The sequence below is a fragment of the Streptosporangium sp. NPDC023615 genome, assembly GCF_040640155.1.
GTDB lineage: Bacteria > Actinomycetota > Actinomycetes > Streptosporangiales > Streptosporangiaceae > Streptosporangium.
Genome location: NZ_JBFABE010000004.1, coordinates 39,772 through 63,957 on the forward strand (window position 1 = coordinate 39,772; position 24,186 = coordinate 63,957).

Consider the following 24,186-nt stretch of genomic DNA (forward strand, 5'->3'; position numbering starts at 1 on the left):
ATGTGTGAAGAAAGGGCCGGCCATGTCCCAACCGCTGAAGCCCGGTGATCCACAGCGACTGGACGGGTACTGGCTGGCCGGGCGCCTGGGGGCGGGCGGTCAGGGCGTGGTCTACGACGCCTACCACGACGGCGGCACCCGGGTGGCGGTCAAGGTCCTGCACACCACCCACGACACCCATCTGGACCGCATGACCAAGGAGGTGCACGCCGCCCGGCGGATCGCCTCGTTCTGCACCGCCAGGATCCTGGACGCGCGCCTGGAGGGGCCGCGTCCCTACATCGTCAGCGAGTTCATCGACGGTCCCAGCCTGGAACAGGCGGTGAAGCAGGGCCGCCGTTTCGGCGGTGACGAGCTGCACCGGCTGGCGATCGGGATCGCCACCGCGCTGGCGGCGATCCACCGCGCCGGTGTGGTCCACCGCGATCTCAAGCCCGACAACGTGCTGCTGGGCCCCGACGGTCCCCGGCTGATCGACTTCGGGATCGCACGCACCGCCGAGATGTCCCTGACCCCGACCGGGCCGCCCATCGGCACCCCGCGTTACATGGCACCGGAGGTCTTCCACGGCAAGCGCGCCGACGCCGCGGCCGACGTGTTCGCCTGGGGCGCGATCATCGTGTTCGCCGCCACCGGGACGCCCGCCTTCCCCGGGGAGTCGGTTCCCTCCATCTACTACCAGGTGCTCAACCACGAGCCGGACCTGAACGCGCTCCCTTCGAGCCTGCGGCCGCTGGTGGGGGCGGCCCTGGCCAAGGACCCGGCGAGTCGCCCCGCGTCCACCGCACTGCTGGCGGCGCTGGTGGGAGGTCCGGCCGCCTTCGGCGACCTGATGGCGGCCGCCAGCGCCCAGGCCGAACTGCTGGGGCGGGGCGAGCCGACCGATCCGGCGCTGGGCACGGTCGCCGAGGACGTCTACGCCCGCCTGACGCCCCAGGAGCGTGACGTGGTGCCGGAGGTGTTCCTGCGGCTGGTGGCGCTCACCGACGGCGGGGATCTGAGTCCGCGTACGGCGTCGCTGGAGGAGGTGCTGGATCGCGGGTCGGCCGAGGAGGAACGGGCGGTGCGGCGCGCGCTGGAGGCCTTCGACCCGATCGTGGACTGCGTGGACGGGCGGGTGGTGCTGGCGCGGCCGGCGGCGCTGGGAGCCTGGCCCCGTCTGCGCGCCTGGGTGCGGGAGGCCCACGACGGCCTGGTGGTGCACCAGCGCATCCGCCAGACCGCGCGCGCGTGGGCCGAGAACGGGCGCAGGCCGTCCGACGGGTTGGACGGGCGGCAGTTGCAGGAGGCGTTGGTGTGGGCGGCCGCCGGACACCGGCACCTGCGGCTGAACCGCCTGGAGCGTGAGCTGCTGGACGCCGGCACCGTCGCCCAGGCCCGCGCCGCCCGACGCCGCCAGATATTCACCGGGGTGCTGGCGGTATTGCTGGTGGTGTCCATGACGGCCACGGGGCTCGCGGTGCGGGCCCAGAGGAACGCCGACGAGCAGCGGGACCTGGCCCTGTCGCGCCAGCTCGCCGCGCAGAGCGAACTCGCCACCGGCGATCCCCGGCTGTCGGCGCTGCTGGCGGTGGCCGCCTGGCGTGTCGAACAGACCCCCGAGGCCCGGCTCGCCATGCTCAACGTGCTCGGCAGACCCGACCGCGCGGTCCTCACCGGCCACGCCGGCTACGTCGAGTCGGTGGCCTTCAGCCCGGACGGACACACCCTGGCCACCGCGGGCCTGGACGGCACCGTGCGACTGTGGGACGTGCGGACGCGCGAACCCATCGGCACCCCCCTCACCGGCCACATCAGCGGTGTCAGTTCGGTGGCCTTCAGCCCGGACGGACGCACCCTGGCCACCGCCGGCAGCGACAGCACCGTGCGACTGTGGGACGTGCGGACGCGCGAACCCATCGGCACTCCCCTCACCGGCCACGCCGGTTACATCGAATCGGTGGCCTTCAGCCCGGACGGACACACCCTGGCCACCGCCAGCAAGGACGACACGGTGCGGTTGTGGGACACACGGACGCGTGAACCCGTCGCCTCACCCCTGGCCGGCCACACCGACGACGTCAATTCGGTGGCCTTCAGCCCGGACGGACACACCCTGGCCACCGCCGGCAGCGACGACACCCTGCGACTGTGGGACACGCAAACCCGTGAACCCATCGGCTCACCCCTGACAGGCCACACCGACGACGTCGAATCGGTGACCTTCAGCCCGGACGGACACACCCTGGCCACCGCCGGCAGCGACGACACCCTGCGACTGTGGGACACGCAAACCCGTGAACCCATCGGCTCACCCCTGACAGGCCACACCGGCTTCGTCTCCTCGGTGGCCTTCAGCCCGGACGGACACACCCTGGCCACCGCGAGTTGGGACAACACGGTGCGGCTGTGGGACGCCCGGACGCACAAACCCATCGGCACCCCCCTCACCGGCCACATCAGCGGTGTCAGTTCGGTGGCCTTCAGCCCGGACGGACACACCCTGGCCACCGCGGGCAGCGACAGCACCGTGCGACTGTGGGACACGCGAACACGCAAACCCATCGGCTCGCCTCTGGCAGGTCATACCGACTACGTCGAGTCGGTGACCTTCAGCCCGGACGGACACACCCTGGCCACCGCGGGTAACGACGACACCGTACGGCTGTGGAACGTGCGGACACGCGAGCCCATCGGCTCACCCCTCGCCGGCCACACCAGTGGCGTCAAATCGGTGGCCTTCGGCCCGGACGGTCACACCCTGGCCACCGCGAGCAGGGACAACACGGCGCGGCTGTGGGACGTGCGGACGCGCGAGCCCATCGGCTCCCCTCTCACCGGCCATACCGGGTTCGTCTTCTCGGTGGCCTTCAGCCCGGACGGACGCACCCTGGCCACCGCGAGCAGGGACAACACGGTGCGACTGTGGGACGTGCGGACGCACAAACCCATCGGCAACCCCCTCACCGGCCACACCGACGGCATCGATTCGGTGGCCTTCAGCCCGGACGGACACACCCTGGCCACCGCAGGCATCGACAGCACCGTGCGACTGTGGGACGTGCGGACACGCAAACCCATCGGCACCCCCCTCACCGGCCACACCAGGTTCGTCTCCTCGGTGACCTTCAGCCCGGACGGACACACCCTGGCCACCGCGGGCAGTGACAACACCGTGCGACTGTGGGACGTGCGGACGCACAAACCCATCGGCAACCCCCTCACCGGCCACACCGACTACGTCGAGTCGGCCACCTTCAGCCCGGACGGACGCACCCTGGCCACCGCGAGCATGGACAGCACCGTGCGGCTGTGGGATGTCGGTTTTCCGGCCGACCCTCCCGGGGCGGTCTGTGCCGTCGCCGGGGGTTTCATGACCGCTGAGGAATGGGAATCCGATGCCCCGGAAGTCGCCGTCCAGAAGGTATGCCACTGAGCCGCGTGCAGAGGAATCACACACCGTGTTCATCGCACGGGTGGACAGCACGTTGTGTCCGCGTGCCTGCCGTCAGGGCCCGCCGATGATCCGATCGCTCTCGCCGACGGACGCCGGACACGGCCGATGCGCACCGGCGTTCAGATCGGCCCCGTGGGGTGATCGAGACGTGTCACGTACTGTGAATCCATGAAGGATCCTGGTCGTCAGGTCACGTACTGGGACACCGTCGGCGCCGAGAAGACGTTCACCCACCCCGTCGACCTCGGCTGGCTGACGACCGTGGACCCGGAGGCTCGAATCCTGGACTACGGCTGCGGCTACGGACGTGTCATGGCCGAGCTGAGCCAGCGGGGCTTCTCCGACGTGTCGGGAGTGGACCTGTCCTCCGCTCTGATCGCGCGGGGGCGCCGGCTGCATCCCGACCTGCGCCTCGCGGTGCTGGAATCCCCACCAGACCTGCCGTACCCGTCGGCGAGCTTCGAGGTCGTGCTGTTGTTCGCGGTGCTGACGTGCGTTCCCGACGACGACGCGCAGCGGGCGCTCCTCGCCGAACTCGTCCGCGTCCTGGTACCCGGCGGGCTCCTCTACATCAGTGACATGCTGCTGCAGGACGACGAACGGAACCGGGACCGCTACGCCGCCTACGCCCGGCGGTTCGGAACCCCCTACGGGGTGTTCGCCACCGGCGACGGCGCGGTGGTGCGGCACCATGACACAGCCGAACTGCGCGCCCTCCTGACCGCGTTCGATCTCATGGAAGAGCGTCAGACCTCCGTCGTCACGATGAACGATCACCCGGCGCGAGCAGTGCAACTGCTGGCCCGCAAGCGGTGAGCCGTGCCGAGGAACGGGACACGGTTCGTCGATCACCCCACCGTCCACGGCACGAGGGCAGGGCCAGAGGCGCACGATCACGCCTCGTGGAGAGGCTGAGCGAGGCGTTCGGCCGGTCGTGAGCGATCGTGGTCAACCCCTCGTCGCCCTGTCCGGTCACACGCCGATGGCACGGACGGCAGGATGATCCGGTGAAGCTCAACGAGAAGGTCGCGGCGCGGATCGCGGAGGAGTGCCTGGACCGGTGGCGACGTGTCGCGCGCTACGACGAGCTCGCCGTGATGGAAGAGAACGGCGACAAGGACTGGAAGCACGTCACCGGCGAGGACGGCCGGGAGTACAAAGTCCTTGCCTATGTGCTTCCGCACGGCGACGGGACGCTTCGGATGATGGTCTCGGTGAACCACCGCAGGACAGATCATGCGGTCGCTGACCCGTTGATCCGGGGAGCGGTCATGCGCTCGGACGGCATCGTGACCACGCCGGCGGATCCGGCCGAGCTGGAGGACCGGTGGATTCTGCCCTACAGGGGGATGCAGGTGGTCCAAGTCCGGGTGAGTCATCAATTGACGTTGCTCCTCGACGGTGACGCCCAGGTGGACATCGAGTCCACGGCGACGCTCACCACAGGCCCGCTGACTGCTCCCGATGCGGAGCCGCTCCAACTGGCCCCTGAGCGCCAGGAGGTGGCGCCGGCCCTGGCGCTCTTCGGCGCGACGATCGTGTCATCGGTCGCCTTCAAATCTGGTGCGCTGCGGTTGGTCTTCGACACCGGGACGCACCTGAACGTGAAACCCGATTCCCGATACGAGGCGTGGAGCACCCGCGGTCCTGACGATTTACGCTTCGTCTGCCTGCCGGGCGGCGGGTTCTCGATTTCTCGATGAACGGAGGAGCCGGTTCGGGCGATTTCGGTACGCGGCTCCCTGAACTGCTGCGACGCAGCTCAGGGACGGCCCTCTCCTGTCCGTGATCACCCGTGCCCCCTGCTCCTCGATCGCACCGGCACACGGGTGGCGGGAGCATAAGAAGGCCGGATGAAGGCCAAAGCCCAGGTTGCGGCGACCATACCTGACCTGGGCTTCTTCGTGTCCGTGAGGGTGGTGGAGCCTAGGAGATTCGAACTCCTGACATCCTGCTTGCAAAGCAGGCGCTCTGCCAACTGAGCTAAGGCCCCGAGATTCAAGCCGGTGGCCTGGGGAGATGCCCCCTGCACACGGCCTGCTTCAGTCGTACACGGTAGCAACAGGACCCGCTCCTACGCCACTTGAATGGGTGCGGCGGGCGCCCTCGGGCGCGGGCGTCTGCGGCCGGAAGCGAAGTGATGAGCCGGGCGTGACAGTGATCGGACCGGGACGGTGCTCCGGGGGCTGCGCGGGCAGGTCCGGCCCGATGGGCCGGGAGCGGCGCGGGCGGTCCGAGGCCGGTGGACCGGAACGAAGCGGGCGAGAGTCCAGGGGAGGGCGGGGCGAGATCGGACTCGTGACGGCCTAGCGGGCGGCGACGGCCACCGGGGGCTCGGCCGGGGCACCTACCAGGAGAAGTTCGGGAAGGTCCGCGACGGAGTCGAGGAGGTGGGTGGCTCCGCCCTTGAGAAGGCGTTCCCTGCTGTGGACGCCGGTCAGGATCCCGGCGACCACGGACGCGCCGGCGCGGCGGCCGCTGAGCATGTCGCTCTCGGAGTCGCCGATGACCGCGACCTGGCGGACGTCCTCGACGCCCAGGCGCAGAACCGCGGTGAGGACCAGGTCGGGCATGGGACGGCCACGGCCGGCGTCCTCGGGGCACAGGGCCAGGTCGATCTTGTCGGCCCAGGGCAGGGCTGCCAGCACCCGCCCGAGCATGGCGCGGCTGAAACCGGTGACGAGACAGATCTTGATCTCGACGCCACGGAGCTTGTCGAGGGCCTCGACCACTCCGGGCAGCGGGACGAGACCCGTACGGTCGATGGCCCCCTCGTAGGAGCGCTCGAACGTCAGGTTGGCCGCCTGAGCCTGGGCCTCGTTGTCCGGGAAGATGCCACGGAAGACGTCGATCTTGGAGCATCCCCGGGACCGGTGCACGTGCACCATGGCGCGGGCGTACGCACCGGTCCCGGGCACGATGCCCTGCGTGGCGATCGCCTCGGCGAACGCCCGCTCGACCATGGCGACGTCACCGACCGTGGTGCCTGCCAGATCCAGGCAGACAAGCCTGATGGGTGTCACTCCATCGTGAGCAAGGATCATGAAAGCACCCGAATCGGTAGCCGCGTATGTCAGTTCTCGCTGCCGGTGGCCTCGGTCCACAGGTCCAGCTCGGCGCGGTCGGCCTGCACCTTGCGCCAGACCAGCAGCCCCCCGAGGGCGACGAGTGCCAGAACGAGCAACTTCTTCACGGTGTGACCCCATCTTCTTGAGAAGTCTCACCAGCCGGGGTGAGACAACGCCCGGTTCGAACGGTTCCCTGCAGCCTAGCAAGGGACCGGGCCATGATCCGATCGGCCCGACCGAGCCGCCATGGCCGATCTACGCCAACCGGGTGATTGCCACTGTCATGCCGTACGCTTCGCGTTTGGATGATCACGGTACGTCGTGATCCTTACTGCGAAACCGTCCTCGCTCTCACGATAACCCCCGCATGGGCCTGTTCTCGCCGCCCCCGGCCGCCCGCCGCCGGTCGGCGGCGGGCCGCATCCGGGCCGGGCCCCTCGTGACCGGCGGTTCCGGCCGCTCCGGCGCGATCCGATCAGAGGAGGAACCACACAGACCCGCTCGTTATCGACCAGATCTGAGCGATCCGGCGGATCCGGCGATCCCGGGACAGAAACCCAGGGAGTCCAGGGGCCCAGGGAGGCGCAGGAGACTCAGGGACGGCGTCCGGGCGACGAGGGTCCGGGGAAGGGGGAGGAGCCCGTGCCCCGGATCGCTCAGGTGCCCTCGACGAGGTCGGCGTAGTCGGGGTGGCGGTCGATCCACTCCTTCACGAACCAGCAGAGGGGGACGACCCTGGCGCCCTCGGCGCGGGCCGCGTCCAGTGCCGTGCGGACCAGCGCGGATCCCACCCCTCTGCCCTCGTGCTCGGGCTGGACCTTGGTGTGGGGGTAGACGATGACCCCGTCACGCCGGACGAGGTCGAGCCGTCCCGCGGGCCGGCCCTCCACCTCCGCCAGGTAGGAGTCCCCGCCGGGGGAGAGCCTGACGTCCACCTGCATGGATTCTCCTTCGTCGGACCGCCGTACGGCGGTTCTCCAGGGGCCTGCCGGCCGGAGGGCGGGAGCGACGGCTCCGCCGGAGGTGCCCGGCCGTGTCGTCACTCACAGCCGATCTCGCGCGGTGTTCATTCCCGCGGCCGTTCCCGTCCCGATTCCATGCCTTCCCACGCCGCCCTTTTCCAAGGCCCGTCTCCGCGTCCCGCCGGACCCGTCCCCGTCCCCGTCCCGTCCCGTCCGCTTCCGCCCCCTCCAGGTCCGCTCCCGCCCCGTTCCAGGTCCGCCCGTTTCCGGTCCTTTTCGGGGACGGACGGCGGATTCGTGCATACCGGAAACTCGGAAGCGGTGGCCGTATCGCGGGGCGCCTGATTGAAGGATGATGAGAGCAGGTCCCGGCACTGCCGGTATCCATGGCGATCAGCCGACACACCCTGCACCGTCAGGGCAGGCGTCGACTGACCTTCATGCGCACCTAGAAGGTGATCGCAATGATGGGTGACATCGGCCACGGCTCACTACGCGTTCTTTTCACCGGTATGCCTCCCGGCGTGCGCTGCGAGGGCGACATCGACGTGGGTACGCGGGAGATCCTGGTCCGGGCGCTGACCATGGCGCTGGAGCGGACCTCCGGTGATCTTCATATCGACCTGCACGACGTCGGTTTCATCGACGTGGGCGGGCTGAGGGTGCTGGCGGAGGCGGCGTTCGGGCTGGAGGAGGGCCGCGCGCTGCTGGTCGACGGGCTTTCACCCCACACACGACGGATCATGGAGCTGTGCGGTTGGACGGAGGTTCTCATCACCGGTCCAGAGAACCTATCTTCTGGTGGGATAACTACAAATTGCTCCTCAGTTGTACCGTAAGGGTTCTCTAGAGGAATTCGGAGGACCGCAGCTGAGAGCAGCCGGATCGACCCCGCCCCCCGCCACCAGGCGCCGACCTGGGGTGATCCTGACCGGGTCGGCACGCTCCTGTTCCGCTCTGGGCCGGCCCGGCGGCACCCCGGCCGCCTCTCCCTCCACCCGACCGTTTGCAGAGGTATATCCGTGAGCGCTGCCGTCCGAGTGACCGACGTGTCCGACCCCGCCGTGGAGGAGATGCTCCTTCTGGCCGTGGCCGGCGAACTTGACTACAGCAACGCCGAACGCTTTCACCATGACCTGCACCAGGCCATCGGGCAGGCCGGTGGCGACCTCGTCATCGACCTGACCGAGTTGACCTTCTGTGACTCCACCGGGATCCAGACCTTCCTGAACGCACGCAAGGCCGTCCAGGATCGCGGGGGCAACATCGTCCTGGTGAACCTGCATCCCCGTCTGGAGCGGCTCTTCCACCTCACCGGTCTCCTCCAGGCCTTCGGCGTCCAGCCCACCGTCGCCGACGCCGTCAGTTCCCTGCGCCCGAGCTCTCCCTCGTAGTCAGCCGCCCGGCCCCGGCCTTCGGATATTCACGACGGATGTGACCGAATGAACTTCCGACGGCCGTGGTGGTCGTAAGTTGGCAACGAGCGGGCAGGTGTCTAGCATCGTGTAACTCGTCAGCAACGCCCTGATTCTGGAGCAAGTCGGCTCGCCCCCCGGTGACTGCCAGATAAGGCGACGTCAAGGGGGTGTCGTGACCGCCGACCACGGCCAGCACTGGCCGATCGACGAGGATCTCAGTGCGCTGCGGGAGCGTCTGCACCATCACGCCGTCCAAGCCGGCATGTGGGGCGAACGCCTGGACGATCTCCTCCTCGCGACCAACGAGGCGGTCATCAACGTCCTGGAGCACGGCGGCGGCAAGGGCACGCTGGACATCTGGCGGAACGAGACGCATCTGACCGTCGACGTCACCGACACCGTCGGGGTACTGGCGCGCGAACACGTCCCGGCACAGCGCCCCACCGGCACCGTGCGAGGTTTCGGCCTGTGGCTGATGACCCAGTTGTGCGACGAGTTCGTCATCGAGCAGATCACCGAGGGATCCCGGGTCCGGCTGCGGATGGACCTGCGTGTCCCGTCGGCCCGGAACGGGTCGCGCGGCCCGGCGGGCTCCAGGCTCGACGATCCCGGTCCGGAGGCCCAGACCCCGCGTTGAGGGGGAAGGGGTCCGAGCCGCGCCCCGAGCCCCGGCCGTCCCCGGCCCCGGTACGGCGGTGCCGCCGCCGTACGGCGGCGGCCGGCGGGTCGCCCGCCACGGCGAGGGCCCCGTTTCCCGCCGGGCGCCTACGTCATCGGCCCCACATGCCTATCCGTACCGTCACCCCGCGCGAGGCGTGCAGCACCGGGGCGTCGTCGGGAGCGGTGAGCCCTCCGGCCTGGAGCAGGTCCTGGTCCAGGCGGAGCAGGCGGGCGTGGCGGAGCGGCCAGTCGGCGTGCTCGATCCGGGCGGTGGCCGTCCTGCCCCCGACGGTGGTGAACAGCCGGTAGCGGGCGGTGAGGAAATGCGCCAGCTCGTCGCGCTCGGACTCGTCGAACGGGTCTCCCATCTCCACGTCCGCGTCGCATCGCGCGCCGGCCGGTCCGGGCCAGCGCCGGCGACAGCGGTAGCCGCGCCGCGCGCCCGATGCCCGGACGGCCATGCGGGACCAGAAGTAGGGCAGCCGGTAACCGGCCCGCGCACCGAGCACGGCCGGCAGGAGACCGGCGTCCAGGGAGAGGAACCAGACACCGTCGCGCCCCTGTTCGTCCCGCACGTACGTGCGCACGTTGGTCTCGGGGAAGCGGGAGAGCCAGGGCAGGGCGGGCAGGCCCGGGGGGCGTACGTCCTCCATCAGGAAGGTGGTGAGACCGACCCAGGCCGAGCCGTCGAAGGTGTCGACGGTGAGCCCGGCGGGCAGGAGCCGCTGGAGCGCGGCGGGCGGGTACCGCCAGTGCATGAAGGTCATCTCGGACCAGCGGTGGTACATGACCGGCCGGGTCACGTGCGGGGACGGCGGGGCCTGCATGATCGGCTCCTTTGCGAAAGGGCGACGACACCGGTGCGGTGGTCTCGGGCGGTGGTCTCGGGCGACGGTCTCCGGCGAGGCTCTCGGGGCGAGGGCGCCGTGCCCGGAGCGGCCGGACCGTCCGGATCGCCGTCATCCGTCGTGTGCCGATCTTCCCCGCCACGGGCCGGGCATGCGGCCCGGGCGGCGGCACAGGGACCCGCCGGTGCACGCCGGGAGGTGCATGGCACGGTGTCGTACGGGGGCTCCCGCGACTCGATGCCGGCTCGGCCATCATGGCCATGACACCGTCCGTCCCCGTTTCGTACGCCGTCGGCGCACGGACGGTGGTCTCGACCGTCGATTCCGGCAGAGCGAAAGAGAGCAAATCATGATCTTCATCGCGGTCAGGTTCACCGTGCGTCCCGAGCGGGCCGACGAGTGGCTCTCACTCGTCGACGAGTTCACCCGGGCCACCCGGGAGGAGCCGGGGAACCTCTTCTTCGACTGGTCCAGGAGTGTCGACGCACCCGACCGGTTCGTCCTGCTGGAGGCGTTCGCGTCGCCCGCCGCGGGCGAGGAACACGTGAACTCCGAGCACTTCAGGACCGCCATGGCCTGGATGCCCGAGGTGATCGCGGAGACACCGGAGATCATCAATGTGGAGGTGCCCGGCGACGGATGGTCGCGGATGGCGGAGCTGACCCCCGCCCGGAGCTGAGCGGGACGGCCGGACAGCACGGCGCGAGGGTGTCGTCCCGTTCCGCGTCGTCCCCGGCCCGGACGGTGCCCGGAGCTCCCGGACGGTTCCGCCGCGAGAGCGGCTCCGTTCTCCCTCCGCTCCCGTCACCGGTGGTTCCCGATCGCCGTTCCACATACCTCCCGCCCCGGAAATCGAAAATCTGTCGTCGCCACGGTAGACATCGCCCATAGTCCGGAGTAGGGTTTCTGACATCGCAAGGGACGGATCCACAGGGCAGAGCAGTACGCGAGCATCACGACGAACTGCCCGGACGAAGTGGATGATGTGGACGAAGTAGCTGGAAGTAGTTGTACGACAGAAGGTCGGACGTGCCAGGGCCGATGCAGTGGAAGGGTCCCGGCCGTGGACGCGCTGTCGAGGCATTACCTGAGGTCAGAGGTGCAGGGATAGAGAAGGGAGCGTTGAACGCCATCAGGATCGCCCGTCACAGGTTGTTTCTCGCCGTACGGGCATCGCAGTTCCACGGATTGGACGGTGATCTACGGTCACGCATACGCGATCCCCGCGTCTCCGCCCCGTCGGGCGCGACGTGGAGGCAGTAGATCGGCCAGCCGGCCGGTAGATGGTGTTGAACCTCGTTTGGGCCCCGGTGCGTTATGGCACCGGGGCCCCTGTTCGCGTCCGGGAAGGTTGTATGGATCAAGTACCGATAGTGCCGGCCCTCCGACCGAGGGCCGACTCGCAGGACAAGGCTTTGCAGGACAAGGCCCCGCAGGACAAGGCTTCGCAGGGCAAGCAGGACAAGGGTTCGCGGGGCAAGGCCTCGCAGGACACGCAGGACAAGGTCGATACGAGCGACAACGCGCTCGGCACCGGCAGCGGAGCCGGAACCGGATCCAGGCTCGACGACGAGGACTACCCCGCCTACAGCATGGGCCGGGCGGCGGAGCTCGTGGGAGTGACCCCCGCCTTCCTGCGCGGCCTGGGAACCGCCCGCCTGATCGAGCCGCAGCGCTCCGAGGGCGGACACCGCCGCTACTCGCGCTACCAGCTGCGCCTGGCCTCCCGGGCACGCGAGCTGGTCGACCAGGGCACGCCCCTGGAGGCCGCCTGCCGCATCATCATCCTGGAGGACCAACTGGCCGAGGCGCTGCGCATCAACGCCGAGCTTCAGCGATCCCGTACGGGGCGGCCCGCCGAGGCGTCTCACCCGTCGGTATGAAAGGCGCGCTTCTCATACCGAGACACCGAGATACCGAGACACCGCCTCATCTTTACCTCCCTCCCCCGTGATGAAACCGACATCATGGGGCAGGGGGCCGGGATGAGAAACATTGCCGTCGTGGTGGTCGACATGCTGAACCCTTACGACCACGATGATGCCGACCTCCTGGAGAAGAGCGTCGAACAGATCATCGAACCACTGTCCGGGCTGATCGAGCGGGCCCACCGCAGCCCCCACGTTCGTTTGATCTTCGTCAACGACAATCACGGAGACTTCACCGCCGATCGCGAGGACCTGCAGCGGCGCGCGCTCGAAGGCAGGCGCCCCGACCTGGTCGAGCCGGTTCTCGCCCCGCCCGACTGCGCGTTCATGCCCAAGGTGCGCCACAGTGCCTTCTACGGCACACCGCTGGACTACCTGCTGCGCAGCGAAGAGATCGAGACCGTCGTGCTGGCCGGTCAGGTGACCGAGCAGTGTGTGCTCTACAGCGCGCTGGACGCCTACGTCCGTGAGTTCTCCCTGCGGGTGGCCCGCGACTGCGTGGCCCACATCCATTCCGACCTGGCCGAGGCGTCCCTGCGGATGATGGAGCGCAACATGCGCGCCGAACTCCTGCCCGCCGAGAGCTGCCTGGAGGTCTGAGCCGGGTACGGCCCGCCCGGCCTGGGTCCCGCCCCACCCGCCCGGCCGCACCTCGTCCCACCCCGGCTTGGACCGGCCCACCTCGCCCCCCTGGCCCGGTCCGGCTCGCCCGGCCCGGCCGGATGGCTCCGGCACCCTCGTACCGGATGAGCGGATGAGCGGTACGGACGGGCCGTAAGGGGAGCATCTCCACATAGGACAGAGCCCAGCCGTATGGGAAGAAATTTAAGCAGCCGGTCACGTGCACGGGCGTGTTCCTCTACCGCCCCCGGCGATGAAGCTGTTGGAATTTCTGGACGACCCCCATCAGATCCATCAGCGGGGTCAGCTCTGCGGCCGGAAGGTGGCACATGGCTCCGTGGACCCTGATCCAGAGTCCGACATGAGGAGCGGTTGATGTTTCTGCACACCAAGCCCTTGCAGTTCGAGGCCAAACCCGAGAAGCCCGATCCGGTCTACGCCCACAAGCTTCAGGAACTGCTCGGTGGCGCCTATGGCGAGATGACCGTCACCATGCAGTACCTGTTCCAGGGCTGGAACTGCCGCATGCCCGGCAAGTACAAGGATCTGATCATGGACGTCGCGACCGAGGAGATCGGTCACGTCGAGATGATCGCCACCATGATCGCCCGTCTGCTGGAGGGCGCGCCCGCCACCGCGACCACGAAGATGGCCGCGGCGGATCCGGTGGTCGGCGCCGTGCTGGGCGGGATGGACCCGCAGCAGGTCATCGTCGCCGGCGGGGGTCCCCTGCTGGCCGACAGCAACGGCTACCCGTGGAACGCCCGTTTCATCGTGGCGAGCGGCAACCTGCTGGCCGACTTCCGCGCCAACGTCGCGGCCGAGGCACAGGGCCGTCTGCAGACCGCACGGCTCTACAACATGACCGACGACCCCGGCGTACGCGACATGCTCAAGTTCAACCTGGCTCGCGACACCCTGCACCAGAACATGTGGCTGAAGGCCATCGAGGAACTCCAGACCGACGGCCTGGAGGAGGTCATCGTCCCGAACGCGCTGTTCGACGAGGAGTACGCCGAGCACGCCTCGGCGATCTGGGACCTGTCGGAGGGGACCGAGGGCACGACGGGCGGCTGGGCGGCCGGCCCGCAGCCGGACGGGCGGCACGAGTTCTCCTACCTCCTCGACCCCCAGCCGCTCGGAGGTCCCGGCACGGCGCCGCCGCCCGACCCCATGCTCTACGCCACCTACGACGGCAGCATGGGTGAGCCGAGCGGCCCCGCCTTCGGCACCGAGGCGGGTCCGCTGGGCAAGCTGAAGGACAAACTGACCTGACCCGTACGGCCTGTCCGTCTGCCCCGGCCAGGGCCGGCCTGACGAGCATGGCCCGGCCGACCGGGAGCACGGGCCCGTCCCGGCCGGTGCCCCGGACCGCCCTGATCCGGTGCGCGCGGGACGGCCCGCGCCGGCCGACGGCTCACCTCGGTGGTCTCCGCGCGGCGGCCACCGAGGACGAGCCGCTCTCGTGCCCGCGCCGGACGGGTACGGGGGGACGCCACCCGTGACACCCGTCCGACCGGGAATTCACGGTGGCGCCCCCTTCTCGTCTTCTTCGAGAGAACCACCGCGCCCTTCCGCCCCTCTCGCCTCGCTCACGGGCCTCGGGGAGCTCGGGGAGCTCGGGGAGCCCGGAGAAACTCGCGGACCTCACGTCCGCCGCTCGCGGGCACGGATCTCCGACGGAGACCTGGCCGTGCCGAGCGCGGCGAGAAGCTCCTCGGACAGCGGTTCACCCGCGTGGATCCCGTCCCGTCCGCGCAACGGCCCGTCACCGGGCCGCACCCGGCGGTTCCCGAGACAGAGCGAGGTACTCAGCGCGACACCGGGATCCTTCCCGATCAGGCCTCCCCGGGCGTCCGAGGCGAAGACCAGGTGGCGGGACCCGACGGCGAAGGAGTACCCGCACGCGGCCCCGTTCTCGTTGCTCGCCACCTCGATCCGGGCTCCGGCCCATCGCCCGTGGACCCGGCGATCCTCTCCCCTGCGGATCCGGTCCTGCTCCTTGCGGATCCGATCCCTTCCCTTGTAGACCTGATCGACCCGGAAGGCGTAGACGATCGGCGGCGGAGGCTCGGTCGTGGACCGGCGCCCCTGGCGGAGGGCGACCACCGTCCCGGTGAAGACGACCGCCGCGCGCTCCACCTGCTGCGAGGGCCTCAACGCGACGCAACTGCACGCGCACGCCGTACCCGGAACGGCCATGACGGCGGTGAAGGCGACGAGGGCGGTCAGAGCCGCGGCGAACCGTTGTCTCATGCCCTCATCACGTATTCTCGCCCCGAACGGTTCGGCGCCACGGACCGCCCCGGTCGCGGGCCGACCCCTTTCCGGCCGTTCGCCCGTCCCAACGAGGACGAACGGCGCGAACACCGGGGGCGGATCATTTGAACGAGGACAGGGAAGGGGCGCTCGCCGACGCCGTACGGGCGGGCGACGAGCCGGCCTTCGCCGAACTGTTCGGACGCCACCGGCGGGAGCTGCGGGTGCACTGCTACCGGATGCTCGGCTCGCTGGAGGAGTCCGAGGACCTGGTGCAGGAGACGTTCCTGCGGGCCTGGCGCGGACGCGAGACCTTCCAGGGCCGCTCCAGCGCCCGTGCCTGGCTCTACCGGATCGCCACGAACGCGTGCCTGGACTTCCTCGACCGGCGTCCGCGCCGTCCACGGCCGCACGGGGTCCGTCCGCGAAGGGATGCCCCGGACGGGATCCCCTGGCTGCAGCCGTACCCCGATCACCTGCTGGAGCCGGTCGCGCCCGGCGCCGAACCCGACGCCGCCGCGGTGGGCAGGGAGAGCATCGAGCTGGTCTTCCTCGTCGCCCTCCAGCACCTTCCCCCCGGCCAGCGGGCGGCGCTGATCCTGCGGGACGTGCTCGGCTGGCCCGCGAGGGAGACGGCCGCGCTGCTCGGGACGAGCGTCGACTCGGTCAAGAGCGCTCTGCGGCGGGCGCGGTCGACGTTGCGGGCGCACCTTCCGGAACGCCGCCTGGACTGGGCGCCGTCCACGGCCCCGAGTGCCGGTGAACGGGAGCTCCTGCGGCGCTTCATGGACGCCCACGAGCGAGCCGACGCATCCGCACTCGCCAGGCTGCTCCACCAGGACGTGCGGATGACGATGCCTCCCCTTCCGTTCTGGTTCGCCGGGCGCGAGGCGGTCACGGCCTTCGCCGCGGACGCCTTCGGATCCGGTTCGCCGCTGTACGGGGGGCGGTGGCGGAGCGTACTCACCCGCGCGAACCGGCAGCCGGCCGTGGCCGGGTACGTCCGGCCGCCGGGGGGCCGCGAGTACAGGGCCCAGGTGCTGAACGTGCTGCGGATCGAGGACGGGAGGATCGTGGAGATCACCGTCTTCGAGCCGCGCCTGTTCGCCGCCTTCGGGCTGCCGGCGACATCACCCTGACCGTCGGCGACCCCGATCGTCGACGGTCCCGCTCGTCGGCGACCCCGCTCGTCGGCGGCCCCGCTCGTCGACGGTCCCGCGACCGCGCGGTGCCTTACCGGTTCCCGCGGCGTCTCGCCGGGTCACCGCCCGTGAGACCGACCCCTTTCCGGGCGTCCCGGCGTCTCAACGGGTGCGGGCCGCGACGAGCGCGGCCGGGGAGGGGAAACCGGTATGACCACCTACGTACTGATCCACGGTGCCGCGTCCGGCTCGTGGTACTGGCATCTGCTGGAGGGAGAGTTGCGGGCGCGTGGACATGACGTGGTCGCGCCCGACCTGCCGTGCGACGACGACTCGGCCGGTCTGTCCGAGTACGCGGACGCGGTGGTCGAGGCCGTGGGTGACCGTACCGGTCTGGTCGTGGTCGCGCAGTCCCTTGGCGGTTTCACCGCGCCGCTGGTGTGCGAACGGGTACCCGTCGGGCTCCTGGTGCTTCTGACGGCGATGATCCCCTCGCCGGGCGAGACGGCCGGGGACTGGTGGGGCGCGACCGGCTGGGAGCGGGCACGACGCGAACAGGACGAGCACGACGGCCGGGACCCGGACGACGACGCCGCCCTGTTCCTGCACGATGTCCCGTCCGGCCTCGCGGCGGAGGCCGGGCGAAGGGGCCGGGACCAGTCCGCGACCCCGTTCACCGAGCCCTGGCCGCTCACCGCCTGGCCGGCCGTGCCGACGCGCTTCCTGCTCTGCCGCGACGACCGCTTCTTCCCCGCCGGGTTCATGCGCCGTGTCGTCCGGGAGCGCCTCGGCGTCGTCCCCGACGAGATGGGCGGGGGTCACGCCGTCGCCCTCGCCCGGCCCCGCGAACTGGCCGACCGCCTGGAGGCGTACACGCGCTCCGGTACGCGGCCGTAACCGGTGTCGTGTCCTTCGGCGCGGGTGTTTAACTGTGGGTTCGGGTACACAAGTCCCGCATCGACGCAGAGGGAGAGCATGACCACACTGAAGAACCGGCCGAACACCGCGCTCCTCGTCGTCGACGTGCAGAACGCCGTCGTCGGAGAGGCTCACGGGCGGGACGCGGTCGTCGCGAACATCGACGGTCTCGTCGAGAAGGCGCGGCGGGAACGGGTCCCGGTCGTCTGGGTCCAGCACTCCGACGAGGACCTCGAGAGGGAGAGCGACGGGTGGCGGATCGTCCCCGAGCTGACCCCGGGCGACAGCGAGCCGGTCGTCGAGAAGCACTACGGCGACTCCTTCGAGGCCACCGCCCTGGAGACGGTGCTGTCGGATCTCGGTGTCGGGCGGCTCGTCGTCACCGGCGCGCAGACCGATCAGTGCATCCGCGCGACGCTCCACGGCGCGTTCGTCCGGGGGTACGACACGACCCTGGTCAGTGACGCCCACACGACCGAGGACCAGACGGAGTGGGGGGCGCCGCCGCCGGAGAAGGTCATCGCGCACACGAACCTGTACTGGACCTACGAGACCGCGCCCGGGCGGACGGCCGGGACGGTCGCGACCGAGAACGTCGACTTCGGCGCGCCCTGAGGCTCTCGCGCCGGGACCCGCACGCCAAGGCTCTCGCCCTTGGGAGTCCCGCCCCTGGCTCTGCGAAGGCCCGGGTCCCCGTGAGGAGGGTGCCGCCGGGCTCTCCGTGAAGGCCCCGGGCTCTCCGTGAGGGGGTGTCATCGGGGACGGTCAGTCGTCCTCGGCGGCGTCATGCCGTTCGGTCGGGACCTGGCCGCCGAGCGCCCGCCAGACCAGGGCGGCCGTCCGCTCCGGCCACCGCGGGGGCAGTGGGGCTCCGGCGAGCTCACGCCCGTACCAGGAGCCGGTGCACATGGTCAGGGCGACCTCCAGGTCGGCCTCGGCGTCGATGCGCCCGAGCCGCCGCGCGGCCTCCAGGATGGCCAGGAGTCTGGTGCGCCGGGGAGCGATCACGCGGGCGCGGTAGCGGGCGCGGACGCCTGGGTCGGTGGTGTCCTGGAGCATGGTGCCCACCAGCGACAGTCTTCCGGGGAGGGACACCCCGCGCTGGAAGTCGGTGAGCTCGGCCACCAGCGCGGTGAACGGGTCGGTGGCCGACGAGTCCCTGCCTTCCCTGCCTCCCCGACCTTCCCGCCCCTCCCGGTCCTCCCGGTCCTCCCGGTCCTCCCGGTCCTCCCGGTCCTCCCGGTCCTCCAGCGTCGCGATCACCGCGGCGGCCAGCTCGGCCTTGCCCGGCCAACGCCGGTACAGGGCCTGGCGAGTGGTGCCGGCCTCCTCCGCGACCGCCGACAGGGACATGGCCGCGTACCCGTACCGGGAGAGATGCCTGGCCGCGACGGCGAGAACCCGATCGTCGATCGCGCTGTCACGAGCCCGGCCCTGCTTCTGACCCACGCCAGACCTTCCAATCCAATACTGTATTGTATTTATTAATCGCATTCGAGTTGAGGACGGCGGCCATGGTCATCGAGTACATCCGTTATACCGTTCCCCCTTCCCGGGCCGACGAGTTCGAGCGGGCCTACCAGGACGCCTCCCCTGTCCTGGACGCCGACCCGCACTGCCTGGCCTACGAGATCGCCCGGGGCGTCGAGGAACCCGAACACTACGTCGTGCGGATCGAGTGGGACTCGATAGAGGGGCACGAACAGGGCTTCCGCCACAGCCCCGGCTTCCGCGTGTTCCTCGCCGCCGTGCGGCCGTTCATCCCGCAGATCCAGGAGATGAAGCACTACGTCGTCCGCCGGAGCGGGACGTCCGGATGACCGGACCGCCGGCGGACGCGGCGGACGCGGCCAACCCGATGAACGCGGAGCTACGGGCGTCCCCGGCCACGGCCACGCTCACGACCGGACCGGGCCGGGCGCCGTCGGCAGGGCGGGGCCGGGCGCCTCGGAAGCCGGTCGACGGCGAGGACCCGGAGGGGCCGCTCACTCACGTCGAGAGGGACCGGTCCCAGTGCGACAGGATCCGCTGGACGTCCCAGACGTGATGAGTCCCGTCGTGCGCGTTGTTGCGGGCCACGTCCTCGGCACGCTGGATTCCGCGCGCCGCGTGACGAAGGACCACCTGGTGGTCGAGAGCCGCCGACACGGACTCCACCCAGGCGTCGACGGCACCCCGTAACGACCACAGGGCCGCCGCCGGCGCGATCTCGTCGTAGCGGCGGGCACGAGCGAGAAGGTCCTGGTCGTAGCCGGGGACGTGGTCGGCGCCGGCGAGTCGCGCACCCGCCAGCCGCTCGGCCCAGTTGCGCAGGTTGTCCGTGACATGGCTGACATAGGCGGCGGGCGTCCAGGCCAGTTCCGGATGCCGTTCGCTCCCGGTGCGGCCTTCCAGCAGGACGGAGAACCGTCCCGGCAACTCCTCCACCTGCCGTATCGCCTCGTACGGCGTCAGGGACCAGACGTAGCCACAGTCCCGGCAGGGGTCTCCGTACAGGTTCGCACCCCATGGTTCCATGGGGTGCGAACCTATCGGGGCCCCGAGGCCTGAGGCTTCGGGGGGCCGGCCCGCCGGTTCACCCGCGGAAGGGGGCCGTTCCGGACCGCGCCGTTCACGGTGCCGGCATCGGTCCGACGCGGGTTTCACCGAACGCCCCGCGTGCTTTCGCACCATCCCTTCCATTGCTCAATACCCATATCTTCTCGAGAGCCATAAAATAATATTTCTCCTGATCAGGAGGGATATTCATGCCTATTCCCTGCACGAGAACGGCCGGGGAACATCCTTTCGCCTTGACGAGGGCTTCGAATGACGTGAGCATGGAAGGCGCCGTTCATTTTCTCATGTGTGCAAATCTTCGATTCGGTCAACGATTATTCACGGGTGCGGCCTCTTACCCGTGACACGAGCAGGGCGATGAGTGCCGACTCCAGTGCCAGGAACCAGCCATCCGAAAGTCATTTCAACGAGCTGAGCGGAACCGTGCTGGGGCCGGCCGTCCAGGCCCGTGACGTCCACGGCGGGATCCACCTGCATCAGGCGTCAACCCCTCTGCCGCGGCCGACCCAGTTGCCGGCCGGCAGCGCCCTGGTCGATCGCGTCGAGACACTCGCCCTGCTGGACGCCGCGTGTTCCGACCGGGGCGGGACGGGAGTGCCCAGGGTCGCGGTCGTCAGCGGCCCGGCGGGCATCGGTAAGACCGCGGTGGCGTTGCACTGGTCGCACCGGGAACGTGGCGCGTTCCCGGACGGTCAGCTCTTCGCCGACCTGCGAGGGCACTCCGCGGACGCCCCCGTGCAACCGGCGGAGGTCCTGGGGCGGTTCATCCGCGCCTTCGGGATCGCGCCCGAGCGGATCCCCGGCGACCTGGCGGAGCGTTCGGCGCTCTACCAGTCGCTGGTGAACGGGCGTCGCCTGGTCGTCGTACTGGACGACGCCCTGTCGGTGGCGCAGGTGAGCCCGCTGCTGCCGGCCTCCGCGGACGGTGTCGCGATCGTCACCAGCCGGTCGCGGCTGGCGGGGCTGCTGGTGCGCGGGGCGAGAGGGGTCCAGCTCGGCCGGCTCAGCCCGGCCGCGGCCCTGACGCTGCTGGAGCGGGCCGTGGGCGACGATCGGGTGCGCGGTGAGCCGGAGGCGGCCGGCGAGCTGGTGGAGTTGTGCGCGCGGTTGCCGCTCGCCCTGTGCGTGGCCGCCGCCAGGCTCGCCACCAGACCGCACCGGCCGCTGTCGGAGATGGTGGAGGCGCTCGCACACGAGCGACGGCGCCTCAGCGAGCTGTCAGTGGAGGACGACATGACGATCCGGGCCGCTCTCATGCTCTCCTACCAGGGGCTCTCCCCGCGGGAGGCGGCACGCCTCTACCGGTTGCTCGGGCTCTTCCCCGGCCCCACCTTCGACAGCCGGGCCGTGGCCGCCACGGCGGGTCTCCCGCGTGTCCAGGCCCGCCACCTGCTGGAGGTCCTCACGGACGCCAATCTGCTCGACGACGTACCCGGCGGGCGCTATCGCTTCCACGACCTGACCCGGCTGCACGCCCGGGAACTGGCCGAGCAACTGGATTCCGGGACGACCCGGGAGGAGACCGTGCGAAGGGCGCTCGACTGGTTCCTGCACACCGCCTGGAGCGCGAGCCGGATCGTGCTGCCGTACCGCCGGGTGCCCCGGGGGGTGGTGGTCCACGAACCCGCCGAGCCGATCGTCTTCACCGGCCCGGTACAGGCACTCGACTGGCTGGAGGACGAGTTCGACAATCTCAGGGCCGCCTGCCGTGCCGCCTCCGAAGGAGGCCTGTTCGATCTCGCGTGGCAACTGGTGGACGCTCTCTGGCCCCTGTTCCTGTACCGCGGTCATCACGCGGAAAGGCTGGAGGTCGACAGGCTGGGCCTGGCCGCGGCGCGCGCCTGCGCCGACTCCCGGGGCGAGGCCAAGATGCTGAACCGGACCGGGCTGGCCCTGCGTGCCCTCGGCCGGCTGGACGAGGCCGCCGACGACTTCCGCGGTGCGATGGAGATCTGGCGGCGTGAGGGGGACCTGCGGCGGGTGGCCGGCGGCCGGCGCAGGCTGGGGCTGGTGGAGATGGACCGGGGACGGGTCGACGAGGCCATCGCGCTCTTCGGGGAGGCGCTCGACGACTACCGCGCGGTGGGCGGATCGCGCAAGGTGGCGTTGACGTTGTGCGACCTCGGCGACGCTCTGAGCGAGAGAGGTCGCGATGCGGAGGCCGTCGAACACCTGACGGAGGCGCGTCGGCTCCTCGCGGCGGAACCCGACCCCTACAACCAGGCACGCGTGCTCGTCCTGCTCGGCCGCGCGCGGGCAGGGGGACCCGCCGCGGCGGGTGATCTCCTGGAGCGGGCGCTGGAGGAGATGCGGCGGATCGGCTCTGACAGCGGCGAGGTACAGGCCCTGGAGGCGCTGGGAGACCTCGCTCTGGAGAACGGCCGCCGGGACGACGCCCGCGGCCGCTACGAGGACGCACGACGGATCCTCGTCCGGCGCGGGGCCCGGAGCGGAAGGCTGGACGATCGGCTGTCCCGCTTGAACGGCCCCTGACGGCCGGGCGGTGCCCGGCCGTCGGGGCCGCCCCGGCGGGATGCCCGGACGACCTCGGCGGTCTGCGCGTCCCGGCGATCTGCGCGTCCCGGCGGTCAGGGCGTCCCGGCGGAACAGCGCCTCTCGACGATCAGAACGTCTCGGCGCCCGGCCCTCCGGCGGGCGGGCGGAGGTCCCAGCGTCCGGTGACGACGCGCGGCGGGTGCGCGGCCTCCAGCCTCGACAGTTCCTCGCGGGTCAGTGACGCCGTCACCGGGGTGCGGGATCCGATCTTCCATCCGGCGTGCACCACCGCCGTCCTCAGGGCCCGTACCGGATCGGCGGTGTTCCGCCAGACGTGCAGGAAGGTGGCGAACAGCGCGTCACCGGCTCCGGTGGTGTTGACGACCTCCCGCGGCGTCACGGCCCCCACCCTGACGAGCAGGCCGTCCCTCGTCCCGAGCGCCGCTCCCCGCCCGCCGAGCCCGACGCCCACCACCTGGCAACGCGGGTAGCGCCGGAACATCCCGGCCATCCAGTCCTCGGGCGGGCAGGGAAGGCGCTCGTGGCTGCAGAAGACGATCCGCGCGGCCTCCAGCCACGGGCGGTCGTACTCGTCGTCGAGGTCGTCGATGAGGTGGACGTCCACGGCGATGGGGACACCGAGCCGGGCCGCGGGCGGTACCAGGTCCCGGACGAACTTCGCGTTCGTCATGACCAGGAGGTCCGCGCCACGGGCCTGTGCCTCGAAGAGGCCGGGCGGATACGCGACCCGGTCGACGGGCGCCAGGTGCGGGAAGCCCATGCGGCGGCCGTCGGGCGCGACGAGCGTCACGCCCGACGACGATTCGACGCTCTCGACGATCCCGGGGCCGAGCAGGTCCGCACGGCCGAGTTCGGCCGTTATGCCCGCGCCGAGGAGATCGCGGCCGACCACGGTGCACAGGCGCACGTCGTCGCCGAGCGTCTTCAGTGTCCGCGCGATGTGACCCGCGGCCCCGGACACCGCGGCGCACGACCAGCGTGGCGACGACGTTGACGCGTACCGGACCGGGAACTCCCGCACCCCCACGGACACGTAGAAGCTGACGGCGCCGGCGACGAGGATCCCGCGGGTCATGCGGACCTCCCTCCGATGCCACGCGTCCGAGGACGGGCGGGTCCGACCTGCGTCCTGCCCGCCACTTCGAGCGTTCCGATCCGGCCCGCCGAGGAGCCGGTGTACCGGCCCACGATCACCGAGGCGGTGGCCAGGCCCTCGAACGGCATTCCGGCGATCCGCCAGCCGTACAGGAACGAGCCGTAGACGGCGGGCCATGGGTCCGCGCCGCCGGGGAGACCTCCCACCTCGGTGGTCGTGACGAACCGTCCGTCACGCAGGCCGGCCGACAGACCGCCCCCGGCCTCGCGCCCGCCGACCGCGACCTCGCAGCCGGGATAGCGGTCGAGGAGGCCGGAGATGAGGCTCTCCGGATCGTTCCGGGAACCCTCCGGGCCCACGAGGACGTCGGCGACCTCGCACCAGGTCCGGTCCACCGGGTCGTCGAGGGCGGCGACGATGTGCGTGCCGTCGAAGAGGCGCCTGCCGGGCGGCAGGCCGCGGTGGTGTCCCGCCGGAGACAGGATCATGAGGTACGGGGCGCGGAGCGGGCCCTCCCTGGGGATCACCAGGATCGCCAGGTCGCTCCGCCGTGACGCGGTGACTCCGGACGCGGTGGGGGTCCGCGGCGGGACGGTGATCCGGGGCGAGGCCGCGCCCCCGGGCGGGGTAGGGGTTCCGGGCGGGGTGACGACTTCGGGCGCGGGCGGAATCCGGCGCAACCTGAGCGCGTGTTCCAGCCGGAAGAGGTGAACTGAGACGAGTGTGCCGAACACGTCGGTCCTCCGATGCGGGT

General features: G+C 70.6%; 25 protein-coding genes and 1 tRNA gene. 15 read left to right on the forward strand and 11 right to left on the reverse strand.

The window, feature by feature from the left end; all coding sequences use genetic code 11:
• Positions 1-22 precede the first annotated feature (22 nt).
• The 3 genes from AB0G16_RS04355 (at position 23) to AB0G16_RS04365 (ending at position 5,139) form a co-directional block, all read left to right on the forward strand.
• Positions 23-3,415 (forward strand): serine/threonine-protein kinase, encoded by a 3,393-nt coding sequence (locus tag AB0G16_RS04355; protein WP_362798409.1) that lies wholly within the window; start codon positions 23-25, stop codon positions 3,413-3,415.
• A 189-nt stretch (positions 3,416-3,604) separates the two neighbouring features.
• On the forward strand, positions 3,605-4,252 hold the full coding sequence (locus AB0G16_RS04360) for a class I SAM-dependent methyltransferase (protein ID WP_362798412.1): 648 nt from the start codon (positions 3,605-3,607) through the stop codon (positions 4,250-4,252).
• Positions 4,253-4,443: 191 nt separating this feature from the next.
• Entirely contained in the window at positions 4,444-5,139 is a 696-nt protein-coding gene (locus AB0G16_RS04365; RefSeq protein ID WP_362798415.1) for a DUF6188 family protein, read from the forward strand.
• 214 nt (positions 5,140-5,353) lie between these two features.
• On the opposite strand, the gene AB0G16_RS04370 is transcribed toward AB0G16_RS04365, so the two are convergent.
• The 4 genes from AB0G16_RS04370 to AB0G16_RS04385 all read right to left on the reverse strand — a co-directional run bounded on the left by AB0G16_RS04370 (position 5,354) and on the right by AB0G16_RS04385 (position 7,445).
• Positions 5,354-5,429, reverse strand: a tRNA-Ala gene (locus AB0G16_RS04370).
• A gap of 313 nt (positions 5,430-5,742) precedes the next feature.
• Positions 5,743-6,480, reverse strand: a complete 738-nt coding sequence (locus AB0G16_RS04375) for an HAD-IA family hydrolase (protein WP_362798418.1) — start codon at positions 6,478-6,480, stop codon at positions 5,743-5,745.
• A 29-nt stretch (positions 6,481-6,509) separates the two neighbouring features.
• Positions 6,510-6,629, reverse strand: a complete 120-nt coding sequence (locus AB0G16_RS04380) for a DLW-39 family protein (protein ID WP_211264163.1) — start codon at positions 6,627-6,629, stop codon at positions 6,510-6,512.
• Between the two features lie 531 nt (positions 6,630-7,160).
• Positions 7,161-7,445, reverse strand: a complete 285-nt coding sequence (locus tag AB0G16_RS04385; protein ID WP_362798421.1) for a GNAT family N-acetyltransferase — start codon at positions 7,443-7,445, stop codon at positions 7,161-7,163.
• 485 nt (positions 7,446-7,930) lie between these two features.
• On the opposite strand from AB0G16_RS04385, the gene AB0G16_RS04390 reads away from it, so the two are divergent.
• The 3 genes from AB0G16_RS04390 (at position 7,931) to AB0G16_RS04400 (ending at position 9,521) form a co-directional block, all read left to right on the forward strand.
• Positions 7,931-8,305 (forward strand): STAS domain-containing protein, encoded by a 375-nt coding sequence (locus AB0G16_RS04390; RefSeq protein ID WP_362798424.1) that lies wholly within the window; start codon positions 7,931-7,933, stop codon positions 8,303-8,305.
• A 183-nt stretch (positions 8,306-8,488) separates the two neighbouring features.
• Positions 8,489-8,860: an STAS domain-containing protein gene (locus AB0G16_RS04395; protein ID WP_362798427.1), complete on the forward strand. Its 372-nt coding sequence runs from the start codon at positions 8,489-8,491 to the stop codon at positions 8,858-8,860.
• A gap of 196 nt (positions 8,861-9,056) precedes the next feature.
• Entirely contained in the window at positions 9,057-9,521 is a 465-nt protein-coding gene (locus AB0G16_RS04400) for an ATP-binding protein (protein WP_362798429.1), read from the forward strand.
• Between the two features lie 133 nt (positions 9,522-9,654).
• Here the strand turns inward: AB0G16_RS04400 and AB0G16_RS04405 are convergent, their stop codons facing one another.
• Entirely contained in the window at positions 9,655-10,371 is a 717-nt protein-coding gene (locus AB0G16_RS04405; RefSeq protein WP_362798432.1) for a DUF2071 domain-containing protein, read from the reverse strand.
• 370 nt (positions 10,372-10,741) lie between these two features.
• Here AB0G16_RS04405 and AB0G16_RS04410 point away from each other — a divergent pair, with 370 nt between their 5' ends.
• The 4 genes from AB0G16_RS04410 to AB0G16_RS04425 all read left to right on the forward strand — a co-directional run bounded on the left by AB0G16_RS04410 (position 10,742) and on the right by AB0G16_RS04425 (position 14,216).
• The gene (locus AB0G16_RS04410) at positions 10,742-11,071 is read left to right on the forward strand and encodes a putative quinol monooxygenase (protein ID WP_362798435.1); all 330 of its coding nucleotides are present in this window, start codon (positions 10,742-10,744) and stop codon (positions 11,069-11,071) included.
• 913 nt (positions 11,072-11,984) lie between these two features.
• Positions 11,985-12,275, forward strand: coding sequence for a MerR family transcriptional regulator (locus tag AB0G16_RS04415; RefSeq protein WP_362798939.1), 291 nt, complete (start codon positions 11,985-11,987; stop codon positions 12,273-12,275).
• A 102-nt stretch (positions 12,276-12,377) separates the two neighbouring features.
• The gene (locus tag AB0G16_RS04420; protein ID WP_362798438.1) at positions 12,378-12,920 is read left to right on the forward strand and encodes an isochorismatase family cysteine hydrolase; all 543 of its coding nucleotides are present in this window, start codon (positions 12,378-12,380) and stop codon (positions 12,918-12,920) included.
• 396 nt (positions 12,921-13,316) lie between these two features.
• On the forward strand, positions 13,317-14,216 hold the full coding sequence (locus tag AB0G16_RS04425; protein WP_362798441.1) for a manganese catalase family protein: 900 nt from the start codon (positions 13,317-13,319) through the stop codon (positions 14,214-14,216).
• A 372-nt stretch (positions 14,217-14,588) separates the two neighbouring features.
• Here the strand turns inward: AB0G16_RS04425 and AB0G16_RS04430 are convergent, their stop codons facing one another.
• Complete coding sequence (locus AB0G16_RS04430) at positions 14,589-15,197, reverse strand: hypothetical protein (protein ID WP_362798444.1); 609 nt, start codon at positions 15,195-15,197, stop codon at positions 14,589-14,591.
• 128 nt (positions 15,198-15,325) lie between these two features.
• Between AB0G16_RS04430 and AB0G16_RS04435 the strand changes: the two genes are divergently transcribed.
• The 3 genes from AB0G16_RS04435 (at position 15,326) to AB0G16_RS04445 (ending at position 17,875) form a co-directional block, all read left to right on the forward strand.
• On the forward strand, positions 15,326-16,339 hold the full coding sequence (locus AB0G16_RS04435) for an RNA polymerase subunit sigma-70 (protein ID WP_362798447.1): 1,014 nt from the start codon (positions 15,326-15,328) through the stop codon (positions 16,337-16,339).
• 213 nt (positions 16,340-16,552) lie between these two features.
• Positions 16,553-17,239: an alpha/beta hydrolase gene (locus tag AB0G16_RS04440; RefSeq protein ID WP_362798450.1), complete on the forward strand. Its 687-nt coding sequence runs from the start codon at positions 16,553-16,555 to the stop codon at positions 17,237-17,239.
• Between the two features lie 78 nt (positions 17,240-17,317).
• Positions 17,318-17,875 (forward strand): cysteine hydrolase family protein, encoded by a 558-nt coding sequence (locus AB0G16_RS04445; protein ID WP_362798453.1) that lies wholly within the window; start codon positions 17,318-17,320, stop codon positions 17,873-17,875.
• A 150-nt stretch (positions 17,876-18,025) separates the two neighbouring features.
• On the opposite strand, the gene AB0G16_RS04450 is transcribed toward AB0G16_RS04445, so the two are convergent.
• Positions 18,026-18,709: a TetR/AcrR family transcriptional regulator gene (locus tag AB0G16_RS04450; RefSeq protein WP_362798456.1), complete on the reverse strand. Its 684-nt coding sequence runs from the start codon at positions 18,707-18,709 to the stop codon at positions 18,026-18,028.
• Positions 18,710-18,774: 65 nt separating this feature from the next.
• On the opposite strand from AB0G16_RS04450, the gene AB0G16_RS04455 reads away from it, so the two are divergent.
• Entirely contained in the window at positions 18,775-19,080 is a 306-nt protein-coding gene (locus tag AB0G16_RS04455; RefSeq protein ID WP_362798459.1) for an antibiotic biosynthesis monooxygenase family protein, read from the forward strand.
• 169 nt (positions 19,081-19,249) lie between these two features.
• Here the strand turns inward: AB0G16_RS04455 and AB0G16_RS04460 are convergent, their stop codons facing one another.
• Together AB0G16_RS04460 and AB0G16_RS04465 are read right to left on the reverse strand one after the other, a co-directional pair.
• A complete protein-coding gene (locus AB0G16_RS04460) occupies positions 19,250-19,777 on the reverse strand; it encodes a hypothetical protein (RefSeq protein ID WP_362798462.1) in 528 nt (175 codons plus the stop codon).
• A 94-nt stretch (positions 19,778-19,871) separates the two neighbouring features.
• Complete coding sequence (locus tag AB0G16_RS04465) at positions 19,872-20,081, reverse strand: hypothetical protein (protein WP_362798465.1); 210 nt, start codon at positions 20,079-20,081, stop codon at positions 19,872-19,874.
• 95 nt (positions 20,082-20,176) lie between these two features.
• Here AB0G16_RS04465 and AB0G16_RS04470 point away from each other — a divergent pair, with 95 nt between their 5' ends.
• Positions 20,177-22,312 carry a tetratricopeptide repeat protein gene (locus tag AB0G16_RS04470; protein WP_362798467.1) on the forward strand — a complete coding sequence of 712 codons (2,136 nt, stop codon included), beginning with the start codon at positions 20,177-20,179 and terminating at the stop codon, positions 22,310-22,312.
• Positions 22,313-22,442: 130 nt separating this feature from the next.
• Here the strand turns inward: AB0G16_RS04470 and AB0G16_RS04475 are convergent, their stop codons facing one another.
• On the reverse strand, positions 22,443-23,411 hold the full coding sequence (locus AB0G16_RS04475) for a carbohydrate kinase family protein (protein ID WP_362798470.1): 969 nt from the start codon (positions 23,409-23,411) through the stop codon (positions 22,443-22,445).
• Complete coding sequence (locus tag AB0G16_RS04480) at positions 23,408-24,166, reverse strand: hypothetical protein (protein WP_362798473.1); 759 nt, start codon at positions 24,164-24,166, stop codon at positions 23,408-23,410. Before AB0G16_RS04480 ends, AB0G16_RS04475 begins: the two co-directional genes overlap by 4 nt.
• Positions 24,167-24,186: the final 20 nt, after the last annotated feature.

Excerpts from the sequence above, each read along its gene's own strand:
- AB0G16_RS04355 (WP_362798409.1), top strand. The coding sequence starts at position 23 with ATGTCCCAACCGCTGAAGCCCGGTGATCCACAGCGACTGGACGGGTAC.
- AB0G16_RS04360 (WP_362798412.1), top strand. The coding sequence starts at position 3,605 with ATGAAGGATCCTGGTCGTCAGGTCACGTACTGGGACACCGTCGGCGCC.
- AB0G16_RS04375 (WP_362798418.1), bottom strand. The coding sequence starts at position 6,480 with ATGATCCTTGCTCACGATGGAGTGACACCCATCAGGCTTGTCTGCCTG.
- AB0G16_RS04385 (WP_362798421.1), bottom strand. The coding sequence starts at position 7,445 with ATGCAGGTGGACGTCAGGCTCTCCCCCGGCGGGGACTCCTACCTGGCG.
- AB0G16_RS04390 (WP_362798424.1), top strand. The coding sequence starts at position 7,931 with ATGATGGGTGACATCGGCCACGGCTCACTACGCGTTCTTTTCACCGGT.
- AB0G16_RS04405 (WP_362798432.1), bottom strand. The coding sequence starts at position 10,371 with ATGCAGGCCCCGCCGTCCCCGCACGTGACCCGGCCGGTCATGTACCAC.
- AB0G16_RS04410 (WP_362798435.1), top strand. The coding sequence starts at position 10,742 with ATGATCTTCATCGCGGTCAGGTTCACCGTGCGTCCCGAGCGGGCCGAC.
- AB0G16_RS04415 (WP_362798939.1), top strand. The coding sequence starts at position 11,985 with ATGGGCCGGGCGGCGGAGCTCGTGGGAGTGACCCCCGCCTTCCTGCGC.
- AB0G16_RS04420 (WP_362798438.1), top strand. The coding sequence starts at position 12,378 with ATGAGAAACATTGCCGTCGTGGTGGTCGACATGCTGAACCCTTACGAC.
- AB0G16_RS04425 (WP_362798441.1), top strand. The coding sequence starts at position 13,317 with ATGTTTCTGCACACCAAGCCCTTGCAGTTCGAGGCCAAACCCGAGAAG.
- AB0G16_RS04430 (WP_362798444.1), bottom strand. The coding sequence starts at position 15,197 with ATGAGACAACGGTTCGCCGCGGCTCTGACCGCCCTCGTCGCCTTCACC.
- AB0G16_RS04440 (WP_362798450.1), top strand. The coding sequence starts at position 16,553 with ATGACCACCTACGTACTGATCCACGGTGCCGCGTCCGGCTCGTGGTAC.
- AB0G16_RS04445 (WP_362798453.1), top strand. The coding sequence starts at position 17,318 with ATGACCACACTGAAGAACCGGCCGAACACCGCGCTCCTCGTCGTCGAC.
- AB0G16_RS04455 (WP_362798459.1), top strand. The coding sequence starts at position 18,775 with ATGGTCATCGAGTACATCCGTTATACCGTTCCCCCTTCCCGGGCCGAC.
- AB0G16_RS04460 (WP_362798462.1), bottom strand. The coding sequence starts at position 19,777 with ATGGAACCATGGGGTGCGAACCTGTACGGAGACCCCTGCCGGGACTGT.
- AB0G16_RS04465 (WP_362798465.1), bottom strand. The coding sequence starts at position 20,081 with ATGCTCACGTCATTCGAAGCCCTCGTCAAGGCGAAAGGATGTTCCCCG.
- AB0G16_RS04470 (WP_362798467.1), top strand. The coding sequence starts at position 20,177 with ATGAGTGCCGACTCCAGTGCCAGGAACCAGCCATCCGAAAGTCATTTC.
- AB0G16_RS04475 (WP_362798470.1), bottom strand. The coding sequence starts at position 23,411 with ATGACCCGCGGGATCCTCGTCGCCGGCGCCGTCAGCTTCTACGTGTCC.